20 protein-coding genes and 1 tRNA gene are annotated in these 24,297 nt (G+C 70.8%); 4 read left to right on the top strand and 17 right to left on the bottom strand.

Annotated elements, in window-relative coordinates:
* Positions 1-28 precede the first annotated feature (28 nt).
* From topA to E9228_RS13645, 6 genes are all read right to left on the bottom strand, one after another.
* Complete coding sequence (gene topA / locus E9228_RS13670; RefSeq protein WP_166781089.1) at positions 29-2,836, bottom strand: type I DNA topoisomerase; 2,808 nt, start codon at positions 2,834-2,836, stop codon at positions 29-31.
* Entirely contained in the window at positions 2,812-3,420 is a 609-nt protein-coding gene (locus E9228_RS17695; protein WP_166781088.1) for an Rv3654c family TadE-like protein, read from the bottom strand. Before E9228_RS17695 ends, topA begins: the two co-directional genes overlap by 25 nt.
* Positions 3,401-3,763: a TadE/TadG family type IV pilus assembly protein gene (locus tag E9228_RS13660; RefSeq protein WP_166781087.1), complete on the bottom strand. Its 363-nt coding sequence runs from the start codon at positions 3,761-3,763 to the stop codon at positions 3,401-3,403. The genes E9228_RS17695 and E9228_RS13660 overlap by 20 nt, the downstream gene beginning before the upstream one ends.
* Positions 3,760-3,954 carry a DUF4244 domain-containing protein gene (locus tag E9228_RS13655; RefSeq protein ID WP_252728302.1) on the bottom strand — a complete coding sequence of 65 codons (195 nt, stop codon included), beginning with the start codon at positions 3,952-3,954 and terminating at the stop codon, positions 3,760-3,762. Before E9228_RS13655 ends, E9228_RS13660 begins: the two co-directional genes overlap by 4 nt.
* 202 nt (positions 3,955-4,156) lie before the next feature.
* Positions 4,157-4,834 (bottom strand): type II secretion system F family protein, encoded by a 678-nt coding sequence (locus E9228_RS13650; protein ID WP_482156224.1) that lies wholly within the window; start codon positions 4,832-4,834, stop codon positions 4,157-4,159.
* 302 nt (positions 4,835-5,136) lie between these two features.
* Positions 5,137-6,330, bottom strand: coding sequence for a TadA family conjugal transfer-associated ATPase (locus E9228_RS13645; RefSeq protein WP_166781084.1), 1,194 nt, complete (start codon positions 6,328-6,330; stop codon positions 5,137-5,139).
* A gap of 678 nt (positions 6,331-7,008) precedes the next feature.
* Here E9228_RS13645 and acs point away from each other — a divergent pair.
* Complete coding sequence (acs, locus tag E9228_RS13640) at positions 7,009-8,979, top strand: acetate--CoA ligase (RefSeq protein WP_208386170.1); 1,971 nt, start codon at positions 7,009-7,011, stop codon at positions 8,977-8,979.
* An 85-nt stretch (positions 8,980-9,064) separates the two neighbouring features.
* Here acs and E9228_RS13635 read toward each other — a convergent pair whose 3' ends face one another.
* Together E9228_RS13635 and sp36 are read right to left on the bottom strand one after the other, a co-directional pair.
* On the bottom strand, positions 9,065-9,526 hold the full coding sequence (locus tag E9228_RS13635) for an Atu1372/SO_1960 family protein (RefSeq protein WP_166781083.1): 462 nt from the start codon (positions 9,524-9,526) through the stop codon (positions 9,065-9,067).
* Entirely contained in the window at positions 9,523-9,681 is a 159-nt protein-coding gene (gene sp36 / locus E9228_RS13630; RefSeq protein WP_166781082.1) for a Sp36 family protein, read from the bottom strand. The genes E9228_RS13635 and sp36 overlap by 4 nt, the downstream gene beginning before the upstream one ends.
* Positions 9,682-9,731: 50 nt before the next feature.
* Between sp36 and E9228_RS13625 the strand changes: the two genes are divergently transcribed.
* From E9228_RS13625 to E9228_RS13615, 3 genes are all read left to right on the top strand, one after another.
* Complete coding sequence (locus tag E9228_RS13625; protein ID WP_166781081.1) at positions 9,732-12,368, top strand: transglycosylase domain-containing protein; 2,637 nt, start codon at positions 9,732-9,734, stop codon at positions 12,366-12,368.
* On the top strand, positions 12,365-13,318 hold the full coding sequence (locus E9228_RS13620) for a metallophosphoesterase (RefSeq protein ID WP_166781080.1): 954 nt from the start codon (positions 12,365-12,367) through the stop codon (positions 13,316-13,318). The genes E9228_RS13625 and E9228_RS13620 overlap by 4 nt, the downstream gene beginning before the upstream one ends.
* 219 nt (positions 13,319-13,537) lie before the next feature.
* Positions 13,538-13,611: transfer RNA gene (locus E9228_RS13615), tRNA-Pro, on the top strand.
* A 261-nt stretch (positions 13,612-13,872) separates the two neighbouring features.
* Here E9228_RS13615 and E9228_RS13610 read toward each other — a convergent pair.
* From E9228_RS13610 to E9228_RS13570, 9 genes are all read right to left on the bottom strand, one after another.
* Positions 13,873-14,913, bottom strand: a complete 1,041-nt coding sequence (locus E9228_RS13610) for an LLM class flavin-dependent oxidoreductase (RefSeq protein ID WP_166781079.1) — start codon at positions 14,911-14,913, stop codon at positions 13,873-13,875.
* 59 nt (positions 14,914-14,972) lie between these two features.
* Positions 14,973-15,608 carry a thymidine kinase gene (locus tag E9228_RS13605; RefSeq protein ID WP_166781078.1) on the bottom strand — a complete coding sequence of 212 codons (636 nt, stop codon included), beginning with the start codon at positions 15,606-15,608 and terminating at the stop codon, positions 14,973-14,975.
* On the bottom strand, positions 15,608-16,309 hold the full coding sequence (locus tag E9228_RS13600) for a DNA-binding response regulator (RefSeq protein WP_239539788.1): 702 nt from the start codon (positions 16,307-16,309) through the stop codon (positions 15,608-15,610). The genes E9228_RS13605 and E9228_RS13600 overlap by 1 nt, the downstream gene beginning before the upstream one ends.
* Entirely contained in the window at positions 16,296-17,552 is a 1,257-nt protein-coding gene (locus E9228_RS13595) for a hypothetical protein (RefSeq protein WP_166781077.1), read from the bottom strand. The genes E9228_RS13600 and E9228_RS13595 overlap by 14 nt, the downstream gene beginning before the upstream one ends.
* Positions 17,549-18,799: a sensor histidine kinase gene (locus tag E9228_RS13590; RefSeq protein WP_166781076.1), complete on the bottom strand. Its 1,251-nt coding sequence runs from the start codon at positions 18,797-18,799 to the stop codon at positions 17,549-17,551. Before E9228_RS13590 ends, E9228_RS13595 begins: the two co-directional genes overlap by 4 nt.
* Before the next feature lie 236 nt (positions 18,800-19,035).
* Positions 19,036-20,247: an Rv2578c family radical SAM protein gene (locus E9228_RS13585; RefSeq protein ID WP_166781075.1), complete on the bottom strand. Its 1,212-nt coding sequence runs from the start codon at positions 20,245-20,247 to the stop codon at positions 19,036-19,038.
* A gap of 46 nt (positions 20,248-20,293) precedes the next feature.
* Positions 20,294-21,727: a malate:quinone oxidoreductase gene (locus E9228_RS13580; RefSeq protein ID WP_252728295.1), complete on the bottom strand. Its 1,434-nt coding sequence runs from the start codon at positions 21,725-21,727 to the stop codon at positions 20,294-20,296.
* A 206-nt stretch (positions 21,728-21,933) separates the two neighbouring features.
* Entirely contained in the window at positions 21,934-22,998 is a 1,065-nt protein-coding gene (locus tag E9228_RS13575) for an aspartate-semialdehyde dehydrogenase (protein WP_166781074.1), read from the bottom strand.
* Between the two features lie 17 nt (positions 22,999-23,015).
* Positions 23,016-24,281, bottom strand: a complete 1,266-nt coding sequence (locus E9228_RS13570) for an aspartate kinase (protein WP_110824600.1) — start codon at positions 24,279-24,281, stop codon at positions 23,016-23,018.
* Positions 24,282-24,297 lie beyond the last annotated feature (16 nt).

Genomic DNA, 24,297 nt, shown 5'->3' with positions numbered 1-24,297 from the left:
TCGTCCGTGTGCACTGCGTCGTTCGTGCTCACTTCTTCTTGGCGGGGGCGCGGCGGGCCGGTGCCTTCTTCTTGACCGGGCCCTTCGCACGCTTGTCGGCGAGGAGCTGGACCGCTCGTTCGAAGTCGACTGTCTCGACCTCTTCGCCGCGCGGGATCGTCGCGTTCGTCTCACCGTCGGTGACGTAGGGGCCGAAGCGGCCGTCCTTGACCTTGATCGGCTTGCCGGACACCGGGTCGGCGTCGAACTCCTTGAGCGCTGCACTCGCCGCACGCTTGGCGCCGTACTTCGGCTGCGCGAACAGCTCGAGGGCGCCGGGCAGGTCGACGTCGAAGATCGCGTCCTCGCTCGGCAGGGTCCGGGTGTCCGTGCCCTTCTTGAGGTAGGGCCCGTAGCGCCCGTTCTGCGCCGTGATCTCGTCGCCCGACTCCGGGTCCTTCCCGACGGTGCGGGGCAGGTCCAGGAGCTTCAGCGCGGTCTCGAGGTCGACCGACCCCGGGTCCATCGACTTGAAGAGCGACGCGGTGCGCTCCTTCGGAGCGGCAGCCTTCTTGGCGGTTGCCTTCTTGGCTGGGGCCTTCTTCGCGGCGGCGGTCTTGGTGGCGGTCTTCGCGCCCGTCGCCGTGCTGGTCGCTGCTTCGGCGACTGCGGCCGGCTCGGGTTCGGCCGCGAGGACCTCACCCGTGGTCGGGTCGACGGTCGGCTCGGGCTCCGGGGTGCGCTCAGTCACGTACGGACCGAAGCGACCGTCCTTCGCGAGGACCTCTTTCCCGGTCTCCGGGTTGATGCCGACCACGCGGTCGCTGACGACGGGGGCCTCGACGAGCTCGCGGGCCTTGTCGAGGGTCAACTCGTCCGGCGCGATGTCCTCGGGCACGTTGACGCGGCGCGGCTTCTCCGGGTCGTCGCTCGGGGTCTCGATGTAGGGGCCGTAGCGGCCGATCCGGAGGGTCAGCCCCGGCGCGAGCTCGACCGAGTTGATCTCGCGGGCGTCGATCTCACCGAGGTTGTCGATGACGGTGCGGAGACCGCGCTGGTCGCCACCGCCGAAGTAGAACTCCTTGAGCCAGTCGACGCGGTCTTCCTCACCGCTGGCGATCCGGTCGAGGTCGTTCTCCATCTCCGCCGTGAAGTCGTACTGCACGAGGTCACCGAAGTAGTCCTCGAGCAGCCGCACGACACTGAACGCGATCCAGTTCGGCACCAGAGCGGTGCCGCGCTGTGTCACGTACCCACGGTCCACGATCGTGGAGAGGATGGCGGCGTAGGTCGACGGGCGCCCGATCCCGAGCTCTTCGAGGGTCTTGACCAGGCTGGCTTCGGTGTAGCGCGGCGGAGCGGAGGTGTCGTGGCCCTTCGCCGCCACGTCGGAGACGCCGAGGTGGTCACCCTCCGCCATCTGCGGCAGCTTGGCGTCGTCCGCGGAGTCGCCCGAGGCGCGCTCTTCGTCGCGGCCCTCTTCGTAGGCGTTGAGGAACCCGCGGAAGGTGATGACGGTGCCGGACGCGGTGAACTCGACGTCGGTGCCCGTCGCGGTGCTCGCGAGACCCTCGACCGGCTCGGTCGAGGCGATCCCGAGCACGACCGACGCCGTCGAGCCCTTGGCGTCGGCCATCTGCGATGCGACGGTGCGCTTCCAGATGAGGTCGTAGAGCCGCAGGTCGTTGCCGCGGAGGACACCCTCCATCTGCGACGGCGTCTTGAACGTGTCGCCAGCGGGGCGGATCGCCTCGTGGGCCTCCTGCGCGTTCTTGCTCTTGCCGGCGTACGAACGGGGCTTCTCGGGGATCGAGTCCGCACCGTACAGCGCGGTCGCCTGCTTGCGGGCCGCGGTGACCGCCTGCTGCGACAGCGACGCCGAGTCGGTACGCATGTAGGTGATGTGGCCGTTCTCGTACAGCGACTGCGCGACGCTCATCGTCTGGCGAGCCGAGAAACGGAGCTTGCGTGCCGCTTCCTGCTGCAGCGTCGACGTGGTGAACGGAGCGGCCGGACGCCGGGTGTACGGCTTCGACTCGACACTGCGGACGACGGCGTCGCCGGCACGGTCGAGGACCGCCGACAGTGAGCCCGCCGACGTCTCGTCGAGGCGCACGACGTCGGAGGTGGTCTGACCGCGGTCGTCGAAGTCACGACCGGAAGCGACGCGCTTGCCGTGGATCCGGGCGAGGCGAGCCGTGAAGGCGCCCTCTCCGGACTTCTCGAACCGTGCCGTGAGGTCCCAGTAGTTGGCGGAGACGAAGGCGAGACGCTCGCGCTCCCGGTCCACCACGAGGCGGGTGGCAGCGGACTGCACGCGACCGGCGGAGAGGCCCGGTCCGACCTTGCGCCACAGCACGGGAGACACCTCGTACCCGTAGAGACGGTCGAGGATGCGGCGGGTCTCCTGGGCATCGACCAGCGCCGTGTCGAGCTCGCGCGTGGCTTCCTGGGCGCGCTGGATGGCTTCCTTGGTGATCTCGTGGAACACCATGCGCTTGACGGGGACCTTGGGCTTCAGCACCTGGAGGAGGTGCCATGCGATGGCTTCGCCTTCGCGGTCTTCATCTGTTGCGAGGTAGAGCTCGTCGGCGTCCTTGAGCGCACGCTTGAGGTCCGCGACGGTCTTCTTCTTCGCATCGGAGACGACGTAGTACGGCTCGAACCCGTTGTCGACGTCGACCGAGAACTTGCCGAGGGAGCCCTTCTTGAGCTCGGCCGGCAGGTTCTTGGGCTCGACGAGGTCACGGATGTGTCCGACCGAGGCCTGGACCTCGTATCCGTCACCGAGGTATTGCGCGATCGTCTTCGCCTTCGCGGGGCTCTCGACGATCACGAGCTTCTTCGTGCCTGGCACGTGTCTCCTTGATCGATGGTGCTGATCGGCCGACGGACGTCGTGGAAGCGTCCGGGTCGACCGGGAATTCGGTGACCGGCGGGCCGACAGGCACACCATACACACTCCGGTGGGGATGGCCGGTGGAGCCGGAGCCAGTCCGCCGCACTCGGCTGGAACGCCGGCACACGCCCGGCGCGTCGGCCCGCGACCGCCGATCCGGGCCCTGGACCGGCGGTTGCGACCGCTCGTGCGGCTGCCGGACCCGACCCGGCGGACACCTCGACGTGAGCGACCGACCCGTCGATCTCGCAGGTGATGAGGACGACGTCGTCAGCACGGGCGAGTCGCCCGGCAGCGGCACAGGGTTCGTCGGCCACGAGACCGATCGCCGCTGCCGCCGCCGCGAGCGCTGCCGCGTCGGCCGCACCCCGAGCGCGAGCAGCGCCAGACCGATGACCGGCCGCCGCGAGGACCGCGCTGATGACGAGGACGACCACCGCGACCACCGCGACGAGCACGACCGCCGCCGATCCTCGGTCACCGATCCCGTCCCCGCGGCCCGGAACGCGGGCTCGGGCGACGTCAGGAGGGAACGTGCACATCGAGCTCGTCCACCGCGCAGCTGCTCCCTCGCAGGACCACGTTCGCGAACGGTCCGCCGCCGGCGGGACGGCCGACCTCGACACACACGAGACCGGACGCGCGCTCGACCCGGATCGGACCCGCGCCCGCCTGCCCGAGGACCCGACGTGCTGCCGCGTCGTCACCGCGTGCGACAGCCCGTGCGGCGACCGCGGTGGCCGTCTGCAGCCGCCCCTGCAGATCGACCGCCACGACACCGGCGATCCCGGCGGCCAGGACCACCGCGACGATCGGCAGCGCCACGGCGAACTCGACCGTGACCGACCCGCGCTCCGACGGCCCCTGCCGTGACCGGTTGCTCACGGCGTCAGCGCCGTCCGGACCAGGTCGGTGAGGATCGCCTGCACCTCGCCCGACCGCATGACGGCGACGAGCACCCCGGCGAAGGCCACCGCCGCGAGGATGACGACCGCGTACTCGGCCGTCGCGGATCCCCGGTCCTCCGACAGTCGCGCGGACAGCGATGACCGCCAGGCCCGGTGTCGGTGCTGCATCCGATCGGCGAGCGCTGCCCGCCGTGGGTCCGGAACCGTGTCCGGGTGTCCTTCCTGCATGGTTCGTTCCTCTCTCTCTGTGCACCGGTCGATCCGCTGCTGGTGAGTGGCCGCTGACGGCGAGTCCCGCGCCGTGACCACCACCCCACCTTCGGCCGTGGGGACGCCTGACCGTGGGCACCGGCACCGGTCCGTGCACCGATCAGCGGAGCCCCCCGGATGTGGAGGAGAGGATGCCGAGCACCACGGGCACCACGCCGACGCAGACGAACGCCGGCAACACGCACACCCCGAGCGGCAGGACCAGTCGGACCGCCAGTCGCTCGGCCCGCACCAGGCCCTCGGCAGCGGCATCCGCGCGCCGGTCGGCAGCGTCCGCCCGGAGCAGCCCGGCCGCCGGGACCCCGGCTCGTTCCGCCAGCGCGAGCGTCGCTTCCAGTCGCCGCCGGTCGTCACCGGGCCAGTCGCGGTCGCCGAAGACGGCATCGACCGTGCCCGCCGCGTCGGTCCAGGCCCCACCGCCGGACAGTGCGACCGCCCACACGTCCAGGAGCAGCCCCGGCGCAGGTCCACCGTCCCCGGCGACGGCGGTGAGGTGTCGGGACCACCGTCCGGCGATCGCCACGAGCACCACCGCGGCGGTGAGGCAGGCCCATCCGACGGGTGTCCGGACGAGGATCCCGACGCTGTCGACTCCCCACGACCACCCGAGCACCACGCCGAACACGGGCAGTGTCAGGACGACCCGGGTGCTCGCGCGGGGGCCGGCCAGGGCGGTGCGCACGGCACGCTCCGCTGCCGCCCGGTCCCGCAACGACGCGGCGAGCGCCCGGAGCGCCGGGACCACGGGTGCCCCGGTGCGGGATGCGACGGCGAGCACCCCCTCGGCCTCGGCACGAGCACCCGCATCCGGATCGCGACCGGCCTCCGCTCCCCGACCCGCACCAGCACCGGCAGCCGGTCGGCCCCCGTCCGGGCCTGGGTCCGGACCCACGAGCTGGAGGGCCCGGGGCGGCGGCACCCCGGCGGCGACGAGCACCGCGACCCGGTCGAGCACCCGTGCCGTGGCCAGCGCCTGGTCACCCGGAGCGCTGCGCCGCCGACGCGACTCCCGGGGTGTCCGAGCGGGGCGCGGCGGTGCGGTCGGACCGAGGTGCCGCACTGCCGGCAGGCCGGGCGGTCTCACCGGCCACGCGTCCGGCGATGCGCCCCGCCCGCGCCACGCGGAGCCCGACCCACCGGCTGAGCGCCGCCCGCGCCGCCGGTACCGGGAGCGGCATCCGCACCGGTTCCGCCGCCGGCGCTGACGCCCGTCGCCCCGTCCGCCGTGTGTGCTGCAGAGCGGGGGCCGGGACCGCCGGAGCCGCCGGAGGTCCGCCGCCCGGTCGGCTCGACCGGCACCACCTCGAGTCGCCCGTGTCGGTCCACACCGAAGCACCCCACCTCGGCCAGGCGTCGCACGCCGTTCCGTCGATCGACGTGCAGCACGAGGTCGAACGCGCTCGCCGCCTGTCGTGCCACGGACTCCGCTCCGAGCCCGGCGAGTGCACCGAGCGCCTCGAGCCGGCTCGCGACGTCACGCACCCCGTTCGCGTGCACGGTCCCCGCTCCCCCGTCGTGCCCCGTGTTGAGTGCGGAGGTGAGTTCGCGGATCTCGGGGCCGCGGCACTCGCCGACGACGATCCGGTCCGGCCGCATCCGCAGCGCTTCCTGCAGGAGTCGCTGCGTCCCGAGCGCTCCGGCCCCCTCGGCGTTGGCCTGCCGGGTTTCGAGGGCGACGACGTGCGGGTGGTCGATCCGGAGTTCCGCGACGTCCTCCACCGTGATGATCCGTTCGTCCGGTGGGACCAGTGCGAGCATCGCGGCGAGCAGGGTGGTCTTGCCGCTCCCGGTCGCGCCCGTGACCAGGACGTTCCGTCGCTCGTGCACGGCACGGTCGACGACCGACCGCGGGACGTGGTGGAAGAACCCGGCCTGGACGAGCCGGGCGATCGTCGGGCGCTGGGTCTGTGGCAGGCGGATCGAGATCGCCGTGCCGAGGACGCTCACCGGCGAGAGGACCGCGTGGACGCGGATGCCGTCGCCGTGTCGGACGTCCGCGCAGGGAGTGGTCTCGTCGATGTGTCGGCCGCCCCGCGCGACGAGGGCCCGGGCCAGGTCGCGAGCCCGCGGCTCGGACAGGACCAGTCCGCCGACGGGGGTGAGGCCGGTCCCGCGGTCCACCCAGACGCCCCGCCCGCCGAGGACGAGCACGTCGGTGACGAGGGCGTCCGCGACGAGGGGCGCGAGCTCCTCGAAGTCGATGAGCGACGCCGCGTGGCGATGGTGGTCGGTCCGCGGGGTGCCGGGCAGGAACGGTGCGCAATGCCGGTGCATGTCGAGGACGGTACGGACGTGGTCGACGGTGGCGCGGCCTCCCTGCGGACAGGTGGAAAGTGCAGCAGAACGAGCATCCTGTGCAGGTTTTGTACCCCGTTGTCGCGGTCCGTACCCCGTCGCGAGTCGGCCGACGCAGACGTCCCGTCGGTCGGCCAAGAGGGGGACACGGACCAGGCCGGGCGCGGTGTCGATGCATCCCGGACGACGTCGGGCCGAGCGCCACCGGTGGACCGTTCTGTCCATGCTTCCGCGTCCCTGCGGGGATCGAGCGGGACCGGGACAGACGCTCGGCCAGACCGCCAGGTGAGGAAACCACGGGAAAAAGAAGAGGCGGCACCTGTTGGGGGGAACGGGTGCCGCCAGGACACCGGCGGATTGGGGGGAATCTGAACCGGTGCCACCGGGAACGAGCCCGGCACAGACAACTGTACCCCAGGAACGGGATGCGCCGACACCTCTGACCGGAGAACGCGATCGGGCGCGCGGATCGACCCTCCTGCTGCGCGGGAGCGCTCCCGAGAGCCGGGCGCGAGGACACCCGAGCACTCCCGGTGACCGAGTTGTCCACAGGCACCTCGACGACCGTGGCGCTCGGAGTAGTCTCCGAAGGCGCCCGGTCGTCGACTGCCTCGGTGGTCCGACCGCGCCCCGGGCGGACGAGACGAGAGGACATCGATGACGATTCCGCAGCAGGACCAGACCCGTGCCGAGGACACCCGCGAGCACACCGCCGAGACGACGTTCCCGCCGTCCCCGGAGTTCATCGCGGACGCGATCGCCGACAGCGGCCTGCACGACGCCGCCAGTGCCGATCGCGTGGCGTTCTGGGCCGAGCAGTCCCGGGCGCTGCTCGAGTGGCGGACGCCGTTCACGAGCACGCTCGACTGGTCCGACGCCCCGTTCGCCCGCTGGTTCGCGGACGGCGAGCTCAACGTCGCCGAGAACTGCCTCGACCGGCACGTCCGCGCCGGCAACGGTGACCGGGTCGCCATCCACTTCGAAGGCGCGAACGGCGACACCCGCACCATCACCTACGCACAGCTCACCGCTGACGTGCAGCGCGCGGCGAACATGCTCGCGGGCCTCGGCGTCGGGCAGGGCGACCGCGTGGTCGTGTACCTGCCGCTCATCCCGGAAGCCGTGGTCACCATGCTGGCGATCGCCCGTCTCGGCGCGATCCACTCCGTCGTCTTCGGTGGCTTCAGCGCCGAGAGCCTCCGCGCCCGCATCGAGGACGCCGGCGCCAAGGTCGTCGTCACGGCGGACGGCGGCTGGCGTCGCGGCGCCGTGTCACCGCTGAAGCCCGCGGTCGACGAGGCCCTGCAGGGCGAGGGCACCGAGAGCGTCGAGCACGTGCTGGTCGTCCAGCGCGGCGGCAACGACGTCGCATGGACCGAACGGGACCGCTGGTGGCACGACGAGTTCGCCGCCGCCGAGCCGGAGCACGAGGCGCAGGCCTTCCCCGCCGAGACCCCGCTCTTCATCCTCTACACCTCGGGCACGACCGGGAAGCCCAAGGGCATCGTGCACACCTCGGGCGGCTACCTCACGCAGGCGGCGTACACGCACAAGAACGTCTTCGACATGCACCCGGAGAAGGACGTGTACTGGTGCACCGCCGACATCGGCTGGATCACCGGACACACGTACGTCGTCTACGGGCCGCTCGCCAACGGCGTGACGCAGGTCCTCTACGAGGGCACCCCGGACGAGCCGCAGCCCGGTCGGTGGTGGGACCTCGTGGACAGCTACGGCGTCACCGTCCTCTACACGGCCCCGACCGCGGTGCGTGCCGCGATGAAGGCCGGGCGCCAGATCCCCGAGGCCCGGAGCCTCGAGAGCCTGCGCCTGCTCGGCAGCGTCGGCGAACCGATCAACCCCGAGGCCTGGCAGTGGTACCGGCAGGTCATCGGCCACGACCGCACGCCGATCGTCGACACGTGGTGGCAGACCGAGACCGGCGGCATCATGATCTCCGCCCTGCCGGGCGTCACGAAGCTCAAGCCCGGCGCGGCACAGACGCCGCTGCCCGGCATCGTCGCCGAGATCGTCGACGACGACGGCCACCGCGTCGACCCGGGCGGCAGCGGCTACCTCACGATCACCGAACCGTGGCCCGCGATGGCCCGCGGCATCTGGGGCGACCCCGACCGGTTCGTCGAGACCTACTGGTCCCGGTTCCCCGGCCGGTACTTCGCCGGCGACGGCGCACGGCTGGACGGCGAGGGCGACATCTGGGTCCAGGGGCGTGTCGACGACGTGATGAACGTCTCCGGGCACCGCCTGTCCACGGCCGAGATCGAGTCGGCCCTGGTCGGACACGAGGGCGTCGCCGAGGCCGCCGTCGTGGGAGCCGCCGACGAGACGACCGGTCAAGCCGTCGTCGCGTTCGTCATCCTCACGACCGAGGCGTCCGAGGGCGTCGACCGCGTGTCCGCGGCCACGGAGCTCCGCAACTGGGTCGGCAAGCGGATCGGTGCGATCGCGAAACCGCGCCAGGTGGTCATCGTCCCCGAGCTGCCGAAGACGCGCTCCGGCAAGATCATGCGGCGCCTGCTCCGCGACGCGGCCGAGGGCCGCCGCATCGGTGACACGACGACGCTCGCCGACCCGACGATCATGGCGACCATCGCGGAACTCATGTAGACCGCCCGACGAGCGGAGGGCCTCCCGTCCATCTCGGACTGGAGGCCCTCCTGCCGTCCGCGGACGGGTCACGTCCGCAGGTGGTTCAGTCCGTCAGCTCGACGATCAGCTCCACCTCGACGGGGGCGTCGAGCGGCAGCACGGCGACGCCGACCGCGCTGCGGGCGTGGATACCGGCCTCGCCGAACACGTCGCCGACGAGTTGCGAGGCCCCGTTGGCGACCCCGGGCTGCCCGGTGAAGGACGGGTCGGAGGCCACGAAGACCGTCACCTTCACGACCTTCGCCACCCGGTCGAGCGAGCCGACGACGCTCTGCACGGCGGCGAGGCCGTTGAGCGCCGCCTGACGTGCCTGCGCCGTCGCGGTGTCGGCGTCGACCGTGGCGCCGACCTTGCCGGTGACCGGGAGTGCGCCGTCGACGAAGGGCAGTTGACCCGCCGTGAAGACGTGACGGCCCGAGACGACCGCCGGGACGTACGCGGCGACCGGGGCGGCGACCGCCGGGATCGTCAGGCCGAGATCGACGAGGCGGTCGGCGACGCTCACGCGTCGGCCTTCGGACGCTTCAGGTAGGCGACGAGGCCGCCCTCGGGCCCGGTGACGACCTGGACGAGCTCCCAGCCCTCGTCCCCGAAGTTGTTGAGGATGGCAGTGGTGTTGTGGATGATCAACGGAGTCGTGAGGTATTCCCAGCGGCGCATGCGGTTCCTTGCCAGCCTTCCAGTCCGAGGTGTCGTTTAGGCTGCATCCTATGTCTGCCCAGAAGACGTCTGCCCGTCGGACCAAGCCCGTCTCCGCAGTCGGCGCCTTCATCGGTTTCGTCGGCTTCAGCGCGCTCGCCGGTCTGCTCGTCACGATCGGTGTCACGCCGGCCATCGCCGTCGCCGGTGTCACCACGACCTCGACGATCGGTGTGTTCGAGTCCCTGCCGGAGTACATCGAGCTCGGTGACCTGCCCCAGCGCAACGAGGTCCTGGCCTACTCGGGCGGCAAGCCGGTGCACCTGGCGACGGTCTACGACCAGAACCGCCAGGAACTGAAGTACGACCAGATCAGCGAGAACCTGAAGAACGCTGCCATCGACGGCGAGGACAAGCGCTTCTGGGAGCACGGCGGTGTCGACATGACCTCGCTCGTCCGCGCGGGTGTGGGCACGGTGGCCGGCGGCGGACTCGGCGACTCCGGCGGTGGTTCGACGCTCACCATGCAGCTCGTCCGCAACATCAAGATGCAGCAGGCGCTCGAGCTCCCGACGCCGGAAGAGCGGCTCAAGGCCTACAACGAGGCCACGAAGGTCTCGGTCTCCCGCAAGCTCGAGGAGATGAAGCTCGCCATCGGGCTCGCGAAGAAGTACTCCAAGAAGGACATCCTCACCGGGTACCTCAACATCGCGTTCTTCGGCGACCAGACCTACGGCGTGCAGGCCGCGGCGCAGCACTACTTCGGCAAGAGCGCGACGGACCTGACCCCGGCAGAGGGCGCGTCGATCCTCGCGATCGTGCAGTCCCCGAACACCCGCAACCTGTCCGACCCGAAGTTCTACGACGCCAACGTCGCCCGTCGCGACGTCATCCTCAAGTCGATGTACGCGCAGAAGCACATCGACAAGAAGCAGTTCGACGAGGCCATCGCGTCGAAGCCGGCCGACTACGTGCACCTGACCGACCCGACGCAGGGCTGCAAGGCCGCCGCGGGCAACGGCGCGCAGTTCTTCTGTGACTACGCGGTGCAGGTCGTCAAGGAGATGTCGCAGCTCGGCGCGACCCAGAAGGCCCGCGACGCCGCGTGGCGCAACGGTGGCTACACGATCCAGACCACGCTCAACCTCGACCTGAACAACGCGCAGAAGGACCTGATCAACGCGTACGCGCCGAACACCGAGGCGCGCTTCGCACTGGGTGGCGTGCTCAACTCGGTCGAGGCCGACACCGGTCGTGTGCTGACGATGGTGCAGAACAAGAACTACAACCAGCTCGCGGGCTGCGGCACCGAGGGCGCGGACCCGAACGCCTGTGCTCCCGCCACGGACACCGGGATCAACTACAGCGTCGACCAGAAGTACGGCGGCGGTGAGGGCTTCCAGACCGGTTCGACGTTCAAGCCCTTCACCCTGTTGAACTGGCTGCAGAACGGACACGGTCTCCAGGAGATCGTCAACGGGACGCCGCGCACGTTCACGAACTTCACCCAGTGTGGCGCGCCGCTCAACGTCTCCTACCCGGTGTCGAACGACGCACCCGGCGAGGGCGGCAACATGACCGTCGAGAACGCCACCTACCGTTCGATCAACAACTCCTACGTGCAGATGGCCCAGAAGCTCGACTTCTGCGACATCCGCAAGACCGCGGAGAGCCTGGGCGTGCACCTGGCGAAGCCGCGTGAGACCTCGACGGAGTACGCGGACGACACGTCGAAGCCGACCACGTCGGACGTCCGCACGAACGCCTCGTTCGTGCTCGGCACCAACTACATCGCCCCGCTGACGATGGCGGCCGCGTACGCCGGCATCGCCAACAACGGCAACTTCTGCCGACCGATCGCCATCGACAACGTGACGAACGCCGAGGGGAAGTCGCTCGGCGGCCAGCCCAAGGAGTGCACGCAGGCGGTCGACCCGCAGGTCGCCTCGACCGCGATCTACGCGCTGAAGAAGGTCCTGACGATCGGTACGGCCGGTGGCGGCCGCACCCCGGACGGGTTCGACGAGTTCGCGAAGACCGGTACGACGGACGACGCCGACCAGATCTGGATCGTCGGCGCGACGACGAAGGTCGCCACGGCAGCCTGGCTGGGCAACACGGTCGGCAAGCAGAACCTCCGCTTCATCTACGGCCCGAACGGCGCCTACGCCGGCTCGCGTACCGCACTGTGGCGCCAGGCCCAGTCGGTCGTGAACACCCAGTACGCCGGTGGAGCGTTCGCCGACCCGTCACCCGCAGCCATCCGTGGCAACAGCATCACCGTGCCGAACCTGCAGGGGCAGTCCGCGGAAGCAGCCCGTGCCACGCTCGCGAACGCCGGCTTCACCTACGTCGACGGCGGCGTCCAGGCGGGCGGTGGAACGCCGGGCACCGTGGCCTCGACCTCACCGGGTGCCGGTTCCCAGCTGTCCAAGGGGTCGACCGTGACGGTCTTCACCACCGACGGCTCGCAGACGACCGTGCCCGAGGTGACCGGCAAGCAGGTCGGCGCCGCCCGGTCAGAGCTCGCCGACGCCGGGTTCACCAACGTGGCGGTCTCGAAGGACTACCCGAAGGGCAACGGCGACAACGAGTGCCTCGTCGCCGCCGTCAACCCCGGGCCGGGGACGGCTGTCGGCAAGGACACCGCCGTCACCCTCTCGGTCTACGGCAACAAGAACGGCAAGTCGCCGAAGGGCTGCAAGTGACCCGAGGCCGCGGCACGCTCGGCGTCCTCGCCGCGGGTGCCGCGGTCGGGGTCGCCTCGGCCGCGTGGGGCGCACTGGTCGAGCGCCGACGGTTCGGCATCCGGTGGGAGACCGTCCCGGTCCTGCCCGTCGGCTCCCGGGACGTCACCGTGCTCCACCTCTCCGACATCCACATGGCCCCGTGGCAGGCGGACAAGCAGCAGTGGATCCGCGACCTCAGCCTGGTCGAGCCGGACTTCATCGTGAACACCGGCGACAACCTGGGGCACGAGACGGCGAACGCCGCGGTCGAGTACGCGCTGGAGCCGTTCCGTGGCATCCCCGGTGCCTTCGTCTACGGCTCGAACGACGTCTTCGCGCCGTCCCCGCGCAACCCGGCGAAGTACCTGACCGGCCCGAGTTCGATGCGACCCGAGACCCAGCCCACCCGGCTCGACGTGGACCGGCAGACGACCTTCTTCGAGTCACTCGGATGGCTCGACCTCAACGACCATGCACGCGCCATCGAAGTCCGCGGGTCGCGCTTCGAGCTCTTCGGCACCTCGGACGCGCACCGCGACTGGGACCGACTCGACCTGCTGCCCGCGAACGTCGACGAGATGCGCTCCGAGGTCCCCTGGTCCGAGGACGAGTGCGGCCCTTCCCCCGTGTCCATCGGCGTCACCCACGCTCCGTACCGACGCGTGTTGGACGCGTTCGTCACCCAGGGCGCGGACATCGTCTTCGCCGGCCACACGCACGGCGGACAGGTCGCGGTCCCCGGAGTCGGCGCGCTGGTGACGAACTCCGACCTGCCGCGTCGCTACGCGAGTGGCCTGCACCAGTGGCAGAACCGGACGCACTGGTCCTGGCTGAACGTCTCGGCGGGCCTCGGTACCTCGATCTACGCCCCGATCCGCTTCGCGGTGCGCCCCGAGGCCGTCGTCGTCACCCTCACTGCCCGCGGCTGACCCGTCGCGACTCTGTGCAGCGGTGCGGGCGCACCGGCCGCCCCGTGCTGCGGTCCATCTGCCGTCTCCGTGTCCGGGGTCGGCAACACGGGAGGCCCGCCCCTGCTCCGTCCCGCGTCCTCGGACCGCGACGCGCCCGGCCGACACAACGTGGTCGTGAGCACCCCCGAACATCGGATAGACTTCTGGGGTTGCTCCGGGAACGGAGTGATCACACCGCGGGGTGTGGCGCAGCTTGGTAGCGCGCGTCGTTCGGGACGACGAGGTCGCAGGTTCAAATCCTGTCACCCCGACAGCCACGGCCCTGGTTCCACTCGGAACCAGGGCCGTTCTGCATGTCCGGGGTCCGGTCGTGCGCTCGGACCGCCGCACGCCCGGGCCTGCACCGTCGGGCCTGTACCGTCGGGGCCTGTACCGTCGGGGCCTGCACCCTCGGGGCCGCCGCATGCCGAGAACCGGTTCGCGCCACGGTCTCCCGTGGCGCGAACCGGTTCCAGCAGTGCCTGTCCTCGCGGAACCGGCTCAGGACCTGTGCTGCAGGCCCGACCGCTCCCCTAGCCGACCGACACGCCGGCGCGGACGAGCCGCCCCTCGGCGTGCAGTCCGGCAACGACCTCGAGCGCCTGGTGCCGGTAGCGCGACTGCGCCGCTCCCGGAGCGACGATGACACCGTCCGCGCCGGTGGACTCCACCAGGTCGTTGATCTTCCTCGCGACCTCGTCACGCGTGCCGTACGCCTGGCGCTCGGTACGTGCGGCGATGAACCGCCGCTCGAGATCGGAGAACTGGTACGCCCGGGCCTCGTCCATCGAAACCGGCTCGGGCTTCGTCCCCTGGCGCATCCGGATGAACGAGATCATGCCCGGGGCGCTCTGCTCCTCGACCACGGCCGGGTCCTCGTCCGTGACCACCTGCACGCCGATCAAGGCGAGCGGCTCGGAGCGGAAGCGTGAGGGTCGGAAGGACTGGTGGTAGAGCGCCAGGGCGGCTTCGGTGTTGTCCGAGGCGAAGTGGTGCGCGAACGCGAAGGCGATGCCGAGGGCACCCGCGACCTGCGCGCTGTACCCGGAGGAGCCGAGCAGCCAGAACTCGGGGACGTCGCCGTACCCGGGCACGGCGCGGATGCGGGAGAGCGGGTTCGACTCCTCCATGCCGGTGAAGAACCCGACGAGGTCGGCCAGCTGCTGCGGGAAGTCGTCGACGTCGAGGCGGTCGGTGCGGCGCAGGGCCATCGCGGTGGCACCGTCGGTGCCGGGCGCCCGGCCGATGCCGAGGTCGACCCGGTCGCCGTAGAGGGCACGGAGGGTGCCGAACTGCTCGGCGATGACCAGGGGGGCGTGGTTCGGCAGCATCACACCGCCGGACCCGATGCGGATGGTGGAGGTCGCGGCCCCGACGGCGCTGAGCAGGACAGCCGGCGCCGACGAGGTGATGCCGGGCATGCCGTGGTGCTCGGCGACCCAGAACCGTTCGTAGCCGAGTTGCTCGGCCCGGACGGCCATGTCGATCGAGCCCTGCAGGGCTTCGGTGTTCGACTGGCCGTACTCGCGCGTGGCGAGGTCGAGGACGGAAAGGTGCAGGGGTGCGTCGCTCATGTCGGAGCCAACGCGAGCCGCCCCGTGACCATTCCGCGCCTCCCGGCCGGGAAGGTGCGTCAGCGCTCGGCGGCGCCGTCCAGCCGACCACCGGACTCGGTGAGGTAGCAGTTGGCGCACAGCGACTCGTACTCGACGTCGGCACCGTCGATGGCGACCTGTGACCCGTCGAACACGAACTGTCCGTCGATCTTGCGGGCGTTGAAGACGGCCTTGCGTCCGCACCGGCAGATCGTCTTCAGTTCTTCGAGGGAGTGCGCGACCTCGAGCAGGCGCCGGCTGCCGGGGAACGCCTCGGTCCGGAAGTCGGTGCGGATGCCGTACGCCAGGACCGGGATGTCGTCGAGGACCGCGACCCGCAGCAGGTCGTCGACCTGGCGCGGGGTGAGGAACTGCGCCTCGTCGACGAGCACGCAGCTGACGGGCCGGACCATGCCGTCGAGGCGGGCTGACTCCGGGTCGACGGCACCGGCATCGGCGACCGCAGCGCGGACGTCAGCGTCGGCGGGGAGGACGACGTCGACGGTCCGCGTCACGCCGAGTCGCGAGACGATCTCACGGTCGCCCTTGGTGTCCACGGCGGGCTTGGCGAGCAGCACGCGCTGCCCGCGCTCCTCGTAGTTGTAGGCGGCCTGCAGGAGCCCGGTGCTCTTGCCGCTGTTCATCGCGCCGAAGCGGAAGTAGAGCTTCGCCACTACGCGAGGAAGCCGTCCTCCGCCGCACGACGGATCAGATCGGACTTCTTCGACGCCGGACGGCCGACCTTCGCGTACTTCTCACGGACGCGTCGCAGGTAGGTCTTCGCGGTCTCGTACTGCACGTTCATCTGCGCGGCGACCTCGTTCGTGGAGTAGCCGGAGACGTACAGGCGCAGTGCTTCCTCTTCGCCGTGGCTGAGCTTCGGCCGCTGGTGCGCGCTCGCACCGGTGGGCAGCGGACGCCATTCGCGCTGCGCCGGGGTCTCGCGCGCGACGCCCATGACCTCGCGCGCGATGTCCATGACCTCGCGCATCGGCAGCGACTTCGACAGGAACGCGGCAGCACCGGCCGCGAGTGACCGGTCGCGGGATTCTCGGGCGTCGACGCTCGAGAGCACGATGACCTTCGCTCCGGCGGCACGACAGGTGCGGACCCGGGCTTCGATCGAGACGGGTTCCTTCAGCTGGAAGTCGAGGAACACCAGGTCGGTCGGGAAGCTGTCGCTGTGCACCATCTCGAGCCAGGTGTGCGCGGTGAGGGCCAGGTCGAAGTCGAAGGCGTTCACGGCGATCCAGCTCGACAGGCTGTCGAGCAGGACCTCGTGGTCGTCGAGGATGGCCAAACGCACCCGGCGCGAACCCGGGGTCGGCATCGATGGACCGCCCTCCGCGAGCCGGTTCGGGTCAGTGCTGGTCATACGAGAACCTTAATGTCAGTGACGATGGTCGGACGGCGACGTCGGTGTCGGGGAACGTCACGCGGAGGACGGCGAAGTACGGGTCGAACGAGCGGTGGATGCCGACGTCGGAATCCGCCACGGCCACCGCGAAGGTCATGGCGACGCGTGGGCGCGCAGCACCGGGCACCATCGTGGCGGCGGGACCCGAGCCGGCGGGACCCCGGGCGAGCGAGCCCGGCCCGGCGGTGATCGGTGCGACGGTGACGTGGACACCGGCCGGGTCCACCGTCGGCGCACCGAGGAGCGCCCGGACGACGGTCCGGACGACCGTACGTTCGTCGGCGTCCATGGCCGCTGCCAACCCCTCGGGGTCGTCCACGGTGGCCGCGGCGTCGCCGGACACGCGGACGGCGTACTCGAGCCAGGTCCGGTCGGCTTCGGCGACCATCACCTGTCGGATGCCGTCCGCGATGGCCCGCGCCCGGGCCCGATCGGCGTCGGTGATCGCAGCGCGGGTCCGGAGCTCGGCGAAGAAGGGCGCCACGTCGCGTGCCAGGATCGTCGACCGGTCCTGCTGCACGCTCGCGGTGATGCCGTCCCGCTCGGCCCGCTCCACCGAGTACGACCCCGCGCGGATCTGGACCCGCTCGGCCAGACCCGCGAACGTGTCGGCGAACACGGCGGCCGCCGCAGTGAGGACGAGCGTCGGGGCTGCGGCCAGGAAGGCGGCCACCGACACCGGCACGCCGGCCGGGTGTACTGCCGCGACGCCTCCCGCGGTGAGGGCGTTGACGGCGGCGAGCACCAGGCCGCCCACCACCAGGTCGGTCCACGGGCGGTACGGGGCGACGGCCACGATGCCGATCGCGCACAGCAGCACCATGAAGTCGTTGACGAGGGACCGGTCCGGGCCCCACTGCGCCGCCGCACTCGTGACCGTCGCCGCGGCCAGCAGGCCGACGTGGGCGACGAACGCCCACCGGGTGAAGGGCGCACGGAACGGGCTGGAGGCGCTGATGACGACGACCGCGGAGGCCGCGAGCAGCAGGACGGTCAGCGCGCTCACCGTGGGACTGCCGAGGACGTCACGGTCGAACAGGGAGACCAGGGCGGCCCAGAGGACGCCGCCGGCCCCGATCACCACGGCGAGCGGGCGGGAGCCCATCGCGCCGAGTGGGTCGTACTGCTGGGCGGTCCGGCGGGTCCCGTGCGCCGGCCGACGACTCCCCCGACGGCCGTCGTCCTTCCGCGCGGCCGTCACGAGGCACGCTCCACGTCGTCGCCACCGATGTGCGTCACGGGGGCCGCGTCGCGGACCGCGCCGTACGGCACACTCATCATGACGCTCGTGCCGGATCCGGGCGAGGACCACACCTGGACGTCGCCCCCGATCCGCCCGATGCGCTCACGGACGGAGTTCCGGAGCCCCATCCGGTCGGCGCCCGTCGCCTGCTCGTCGAAGCCGCGGCCGTCGTCGACGACCATCACGGTGCAGGCCACGCCGTCGTCGAAGACGCTGACCTCGGCGGAGTCGGTGCCGGCGTGCTTCACCACGTTCGCCAGGCACTGCCCGACGGCTCGGACCACCGCGGTGACGGCGAGCGGGTCCAGGCGGCTGATCGACGACGGGTCTCCGGTGACGGCGATCTGGAGGCCCGTGGCCCGTTGCTCGTCGAGCATCCGGTCGAAGGCGGCGACGGCTCTGGACGCCGCGTCCGCCGGTTCCGTACCGTCCGGCGCCGTGGTGCCGCCGGCGAGCCAGGCCCGACCGGTGAGCATCGCCACGTCGGACTCCATCGTGCGGGCCAGGTGCTCGTCCATCGGACCGGCCGGAGCGAGGGCGATGGCGTTGAGGTGGTTGAGGACGGTGTCGTGCAGGATCGCGGCGGCTTCGGCCTCGATGCCGGCGCGGTAGGCGGTGACGTGCTCTTCCCGGGCGGCACGCAGCAGTTCGGGTTGCACACGCTCAGACCGCGCGGTCGACCGGCTCACCGCGACCACGAGCGCGATCACGAACCCGAGCGTCACCCAGGCGAGGACGAGCGGGTGGTCGGGGCCACCGGACTGCACCGCGGCGATCGAGGTCACGACCCGACCCACGACGAACCCCGACACCGACCAGAGGACCACCCGGACGGTGCCGCTGCCCGAGCCACCGATGAGGACGAGTGGCACGACGACGAGCGACAGCAGGTACGAGCTGACCCACGGCACCTCGCTGAGCTCGCGTTGCACCACGGTGGCGAACCACCACGAACAGATGCCCCCGACGACGAGGAACGCGGCTGCGGAGCGCCAGGTGCCGACGTGGGTGTGGACGCCGATCATCACGAGCATCGGCACGACGGCCAGGACCGCGGCCAGGACGTGGTCGTCCGGGGCGTCGATGCGGTACAGCAGGAGCAGGAGCGCGGCGGCGACGAGCGATCCGATCGCCGCGGCGTGGAAGGCACGCACGGTCGACCACGCGTTCACCCGCGGGGCGAGATGCGTGGGGATGCCGAGCACCGGGGCTGTCCTTCCGTGCGGTCGATGGGTCACGGAGCACTCGATCAGCGAGTGCTCTCCGCTGCCGACGACCGTTCGGGAGGCCGTTCAGCTGCGGGGGCGCCACTTCCGATCCAACCACGATGCACGAGGTGGTGTACCCCGATCAGATCCTCAGGCGGCAGACCGGTCCATGGTAGCGGGGACCGCCGACCTCCGGCTGTCCCCCGGACACGGGATCCTGACCCCACTCCGACTCAGAACAGGCGCGGTCCACCGACAGCGGCGGCGGGCACCGGCCGGACGACGGCGCCCGGCGCTCCGGCGGTCGTCGACGGCACCGGCGGGACGACCGGTCGCTGGCCGCCCGGTCGCTGGCCGCCCGGTCGCTGACCGGTCGGTCGGTACTCCGCTCGGTGCGCGTACCCGGGGTCGGCGCGCTTCAGCGGCGACTGGTCGGACGTGCGGGGAACGGCATCGTCGGAGAACCCCATGGAACCGGTGGCAGGGTCGACCTGCCCGAGGGACAGCCCGTGCTCGTGCAGGATCGGGCGGACCCGTTCTGCCAGCCACCGCCGGTAGTCCTTCGGGGCGTACGTGTTGTCGAGGTACATCGCCCGGTACCGGCCGACCAGGTCCGGGTGGGTGCGTCCGAGCCACTCGTACCACCACGGCTTGATGCCCGGCTTGAGGTGCAGTGCCGAGTACATCAGGCTGGTGGCTCCCGACGCCGCCGACCGACCGATCGCGTCCTGCAGGTGTGCACGGGTGTCCGTGATGTACGGCAGGACCGGCATGAGGAAGACCGAGCAGTCGAGACCGGCGTCACGGACGGCGCGGACGGTCGCCAGCCGGGCCGAGGTCGTCGGCGTCCCCGGCTCGACCGACTGCTGCAGGTCGTCGTCGTACACCGCGATCGACATGGCGATGTCCACCGGCACGGACTTCGCCGCCTCGGCCAGGAGCGGGATGTCCCGCCGCAGCAGGCTGCCCTTGGTGAGGATGCTGAACGGCGTCCCCGACTCCGCCAGTGCCCGGATGATGCCGGGCATCAGCCGGTACCGGCCCTCGGCACGCTGGTACGGGTCGGTGTTCGTCCCGAGGGCGACCGGGTGCCGGTCCCAGCTCGGCTTCGCGAGCTCGCGCGTCAGGACGTCCGCCACGTTGGTCTTCACGACGATCTGCTGGTCGAAGTCCGCGCCACCGTCGAACTCCAGGTAGGTGTGGGTCGGACGGGCGAAGCAGTAGACGCACGCGTGACTGCACCCGCGGTAGGGGTTGATCGTCATCCCCCAGGTGCCGCCGTCCGCTCCCCCGACCTTGTTCAGCGCCGACTTCGCCAGGACCTCGTGGAAGGTCACGCCCGCGAACTCGGGCGTCGTCACGCTCCGGACGAATCCACTGTTCGACTCGAGGCCGGGGAGCATGTCGCTCCGCTCGGCCGTGATCGCCTGTCCGTCCCAACGCATGCACCCATTCGAACACACGTTCGAAGCGCGTGCAACACGACCGGGGTCAGCGGTGGAGTCCGAGCACCGCCGCAGTGCGCTCGAGCGTGGCGTCCGCGAGCGCAGCGTCGTCACCGAGGTCCTGGCCGTAGGTCGGCACCATCTCGCGCACCGCACCCTGCCAGGCGTCCCACCGGTCCGGGAAGCACTTGCGCAGCAGGCTCAGCATGATCGGGACCGCCGTCGACGCGCCCGGCGAGGCACCGAGCAGTCCGGCGATCGACCCGTCCGCGGACGTGATGACCTCGGTCCCGAACTGCAGGACGCCGCCCTTGTCCGCGTCCGGCTTGATGACCTGCACGCGCTGCCCGGCGGTGATCCGGTGCCAGTGCTCCGGCTCAGCGGCGGGCATGAAGTCACGGAGTGCGTCGAACTTGGTCTGCTTCGACGCGAGGAGCTGTCCGATCAGGTACTTGAGCAGGTCGAAGTTCGAGAACGCCACCGCGAGCATGGGCCGCAGGTTGTGCGGACGGATCGACGCGAACAGGTCGAGGACCGAACCCTGCTTGAGGAACTTCGGGCTGAACCCGGCGTACGGGCCGAACATCAGCGAGGCGCTGCCGTCGACGATGCGGGTGTCCAGGTGCGGGACGGACATCGGCGGCGCACCGACGCTCGCCTTGCCGTAGACCTTCGCGGAGTGCTTCTGCACCACCTCGGGGTCGTCGGTCCGCAGGAACTCGCCCGACACCGGGAAGCCGCCGTACCCGCGGATCTCCGGGATGCCGGACTTCTGCAGGAGCTGCAGGGCGCCACCGCCGGCTCCGACGAAGACGAAGTCCGCCGCGATGCGCTGCTTGGTACGACCGACCTCGTTGCGGACGTCGAGCACCCAGCCGTCGGACACCTTCGAGCGCACGATCTTCGTCACGCGGTGCGACGGTTCGAACTCGAGCCCGTCGATCTCGAGCTGGTCGAACAGCTGCCGGGTGAGCGAGCCGAAGTCGACGTCCGATCCGGCGGCGGAGTACGTCGCGGCGATCGGCTGGTCCTTCTTGCGGCCCGGGATGAGCGCCGGCGCCCACTTGCGGATCTGCTCGGCGTCCTCGCTGTACTCGAGGCCGGCGAACAGCGGGTGGTCCTTCATGGCGTCGTAACGAGCGCGCATGTAGGCGACGTTGTCGGCACCCCACACGAACGAGATGTGCGGCGTCGGGTTGATGAAGCTCGTCGGGTCGGGCAGGGTGCCGTCCTCGACCAGGTGCGCCCAGAACTGCCGCGACACCTGGAACTGCTCGTTGACCGTCACGGCCTTCGCGATCTCGACACGGCCGTCCGGGAGCTCGGGCGTGTAGTTCAGCTCGCAGAGCGCGGAGTGGCCCGTCCCGGCGTTGTTCCACGGGTTCGACGACTCTTGGGCGGCGGAGCCGAGACGCTCGTAGACGCGGATCTTCCAGTCCGGCTCGAGCCGGTGGATGATCGCGGCGAGCGTGGCGCTCATGATCCCTCCGCCGACGAGGACGACATCGATCGGGTCCACCTGCTTCACTGCCACCCGTCGACCCTACCTCCGACCGCTGACGACCGACCCGACGTGCGGGAAGACGGACGGGAGGCGCGTCACCGGCTGGTGACGCGCCTCCCGTCCGTCAGATGCTGATCCGCCAGTCGCCGATCGCCAGACGCCGATCGCCTGTCGCCGATCGGTCAGGCGTGCACGGCTCGTCGTGCGACGACGACCTCGGCGATCTGCACCGCGTTGAGCGCGGCGCCCTTCCGGAGGTTGTCGTTGCTGACGAAGAGGGCCAGGCCGTGCCCTGCCGGGGCCGACTGGTCGGCGCGGATGCGACCGACGAAGGTCGGGTCCTGCCCGGCTGCCTGCAACGGCGTGGGGACGTCGGAGAGTTCGACGCCCGGCGCGGACGCGAGCACCTCGGTCGCGCGCTCCGGCGAGAGCGGGCGCTCGAACTCGGCGTGCACGGAGATCGAGTGGCCGGTGAAGACAGGGACGCGGACGCAGGTGCCAGCGACGAGCAGGTCCGGCAGGTCGAGGATCTTCCGGCTCTCGTTGCGGAGCTTCTGCTCCTCGTCGGTCTCGCCCGAGCCGTCCTCGACGAGGCTGCCCGCGAGCGGGACGACGTCGAAGGCGATCGGACGGACGTACTTGACCGGCTCCGGGAACGTCACCGCCGAACCGTCGTGGGTGAGGGCCGCGGTGTCCTGCTCGAGCGCGGCGCGGGCCTGCCCGAGGAGCTCCTCGACACCCGCGAGACCGCTGCCGGAGACCGCCTGGTAGGTGGTCGCGACGAGACGACGCAGGCCGGACTCGGTGTCGAGCGCCTTGAGGACCGGCATGATGGCCATCGTCGTGCAGTTCGGGTTCGCGATGATGCCCTTCTCGGCGGCGTCGATCGCGTCGGGGTTCACCTCGCTGACCACGAGCGGGACCTGCGGGTCGAGACGCCAGGCGCTGGAGTTGTCGATGACGAGCGCTCCCGCGGCGGCGAAGCGTGGCGCCAGTGTGCGCGAGGCGGTCGCACCGGCCGAGAACAGCGCGATGTCGATGCCCGCCGGGTCGGCGGTCTCGCTGTCCTCCACCACGATCTGCTGACCGCGGAAGGGCAGGGTCGTCCCCGCGGACCGGGCGCTCGCGAAGAAGCGCACCGTGTCGGCCGGGAAGTCGCGCTCCTCGAGCAGGCGGCGCATCACGGCGCCGACCTGACCGGTGGCGCCGACGACCGCGACGGTGAGCTGGTTGGTGTCGTGCTGCATGGTGCTCCTGCTCGGGTTCAGCGGCCGGTGCCGGCGTAGACGACGGCTTCGTTGTCGGCGTCGAGACCGAACGCCTCGTGCACGACGCGCATCGCCTCGTTGAGGGTGTCGGCGCGGGTGACGACCGAGATGCGGATCTCCGACGTCGAGATCATCTCGATGTTGATCGACGCGTCGTGCAGCGCCCGGAACAGCTGGGCGGAGACGCCGGCGTTCGTGCGCATGCCCGCGCCGACCAGCGCGAGCTTGCCGATCTGATCGTCGTACTGGATGCCCTCGTACCCGATGTCGGACTTCGAGACCTCGAGCGCCGTCAGGACGCTCTGGCCCTGGTCCTTCGGCAGCGTGAACGAGATGTCGGTCCGCCCCGTCGAGGCCGCCGAGACGTTCTGCACGATCATGTCGATGTTCGCGCCGGCGCGAGCCACGATCGTGAAGATCTCGGCCGCCTTCCCCGGCTGGTCGGGCACACCGACGACGGTGATCTTGCCCTCGGAGAGGTCGCCGGCGATGCCGGTGATGATCGGTTCTTCCACGGTTTCCCCCTCGGCAGGGTTGTAGACGATGGTGCCCTCGACGTTGCTGAACGAGGAACGGACGTGCAGGGTGACTCCGTGCCGGCGGGCGTACTCGACGGCGCGGATGTAGAGGACCTTCGCACCGGATGCTGCGAGCTCGAGCATCTCCTCGGTCGTGACCCGGTCGATCTTGCGGGCCTTCGGCACGATGCGCGGGTCGGCGGTGAAGATGCCGTCGACGTCGGTGTAGATCTCGCAGACGTCGGCGTCGAGTGCTGCCGCGAGGGCGACGGCGGTCGTGTCGGAGCCACCGCGACCGAGGGTGGTGATCTCCCCCGTCGTGCGGTTGAAGCCCTGGAAGCCGGCGACGATCGCGACGTGCCCGGCGTCGAGGGCTTCGCGGACGCGCTTGGGGGTGACGTCGACGATGCGGGCCTTGCCGTGCTGCGCGTCGGTGAGCATGCCCGCCTGGCTGCCCGTGTACGACGATGCTTCGACACCGAGGCTCTTGATCGCCATCGCGAGGAGCGCCATCGAGATCCGCTCGCCTGCCGTGAGGAGCATGTCGAGTTCACGGCCCGCCGGGATCGGCGTGACCTCGTGTGCCAGGTCGACGAGTTCGTCGGTCGTGTCGCCCATCGCGGACACCGCCACGACGACGTCGTTGCCGGCCTTCTTCGTCTCGACGATGCGCTTCGCGACGCGCTTGATGCTCTCGGCATCCGCGACGGACGACCCACCGAACTTCTGCACGATCAAGGCCACGGGCACGCACTCCTGG

This window comes from Curtobacterium salicis, from assembly GCF_011759505.1.
In the GTDB taxonomy this organism is placed as follows: domain Bacteria; phylum Actinomycetota; class Actinomycetes; order Actinomycetales; family Microbacteriaceae; genus Curtobacterium; species Curtobacterium salicis.
Note: the sequence above shows the minus strand (reverse complement) of the source record. Positions and strands in the feature narration are given on the sequence as shown.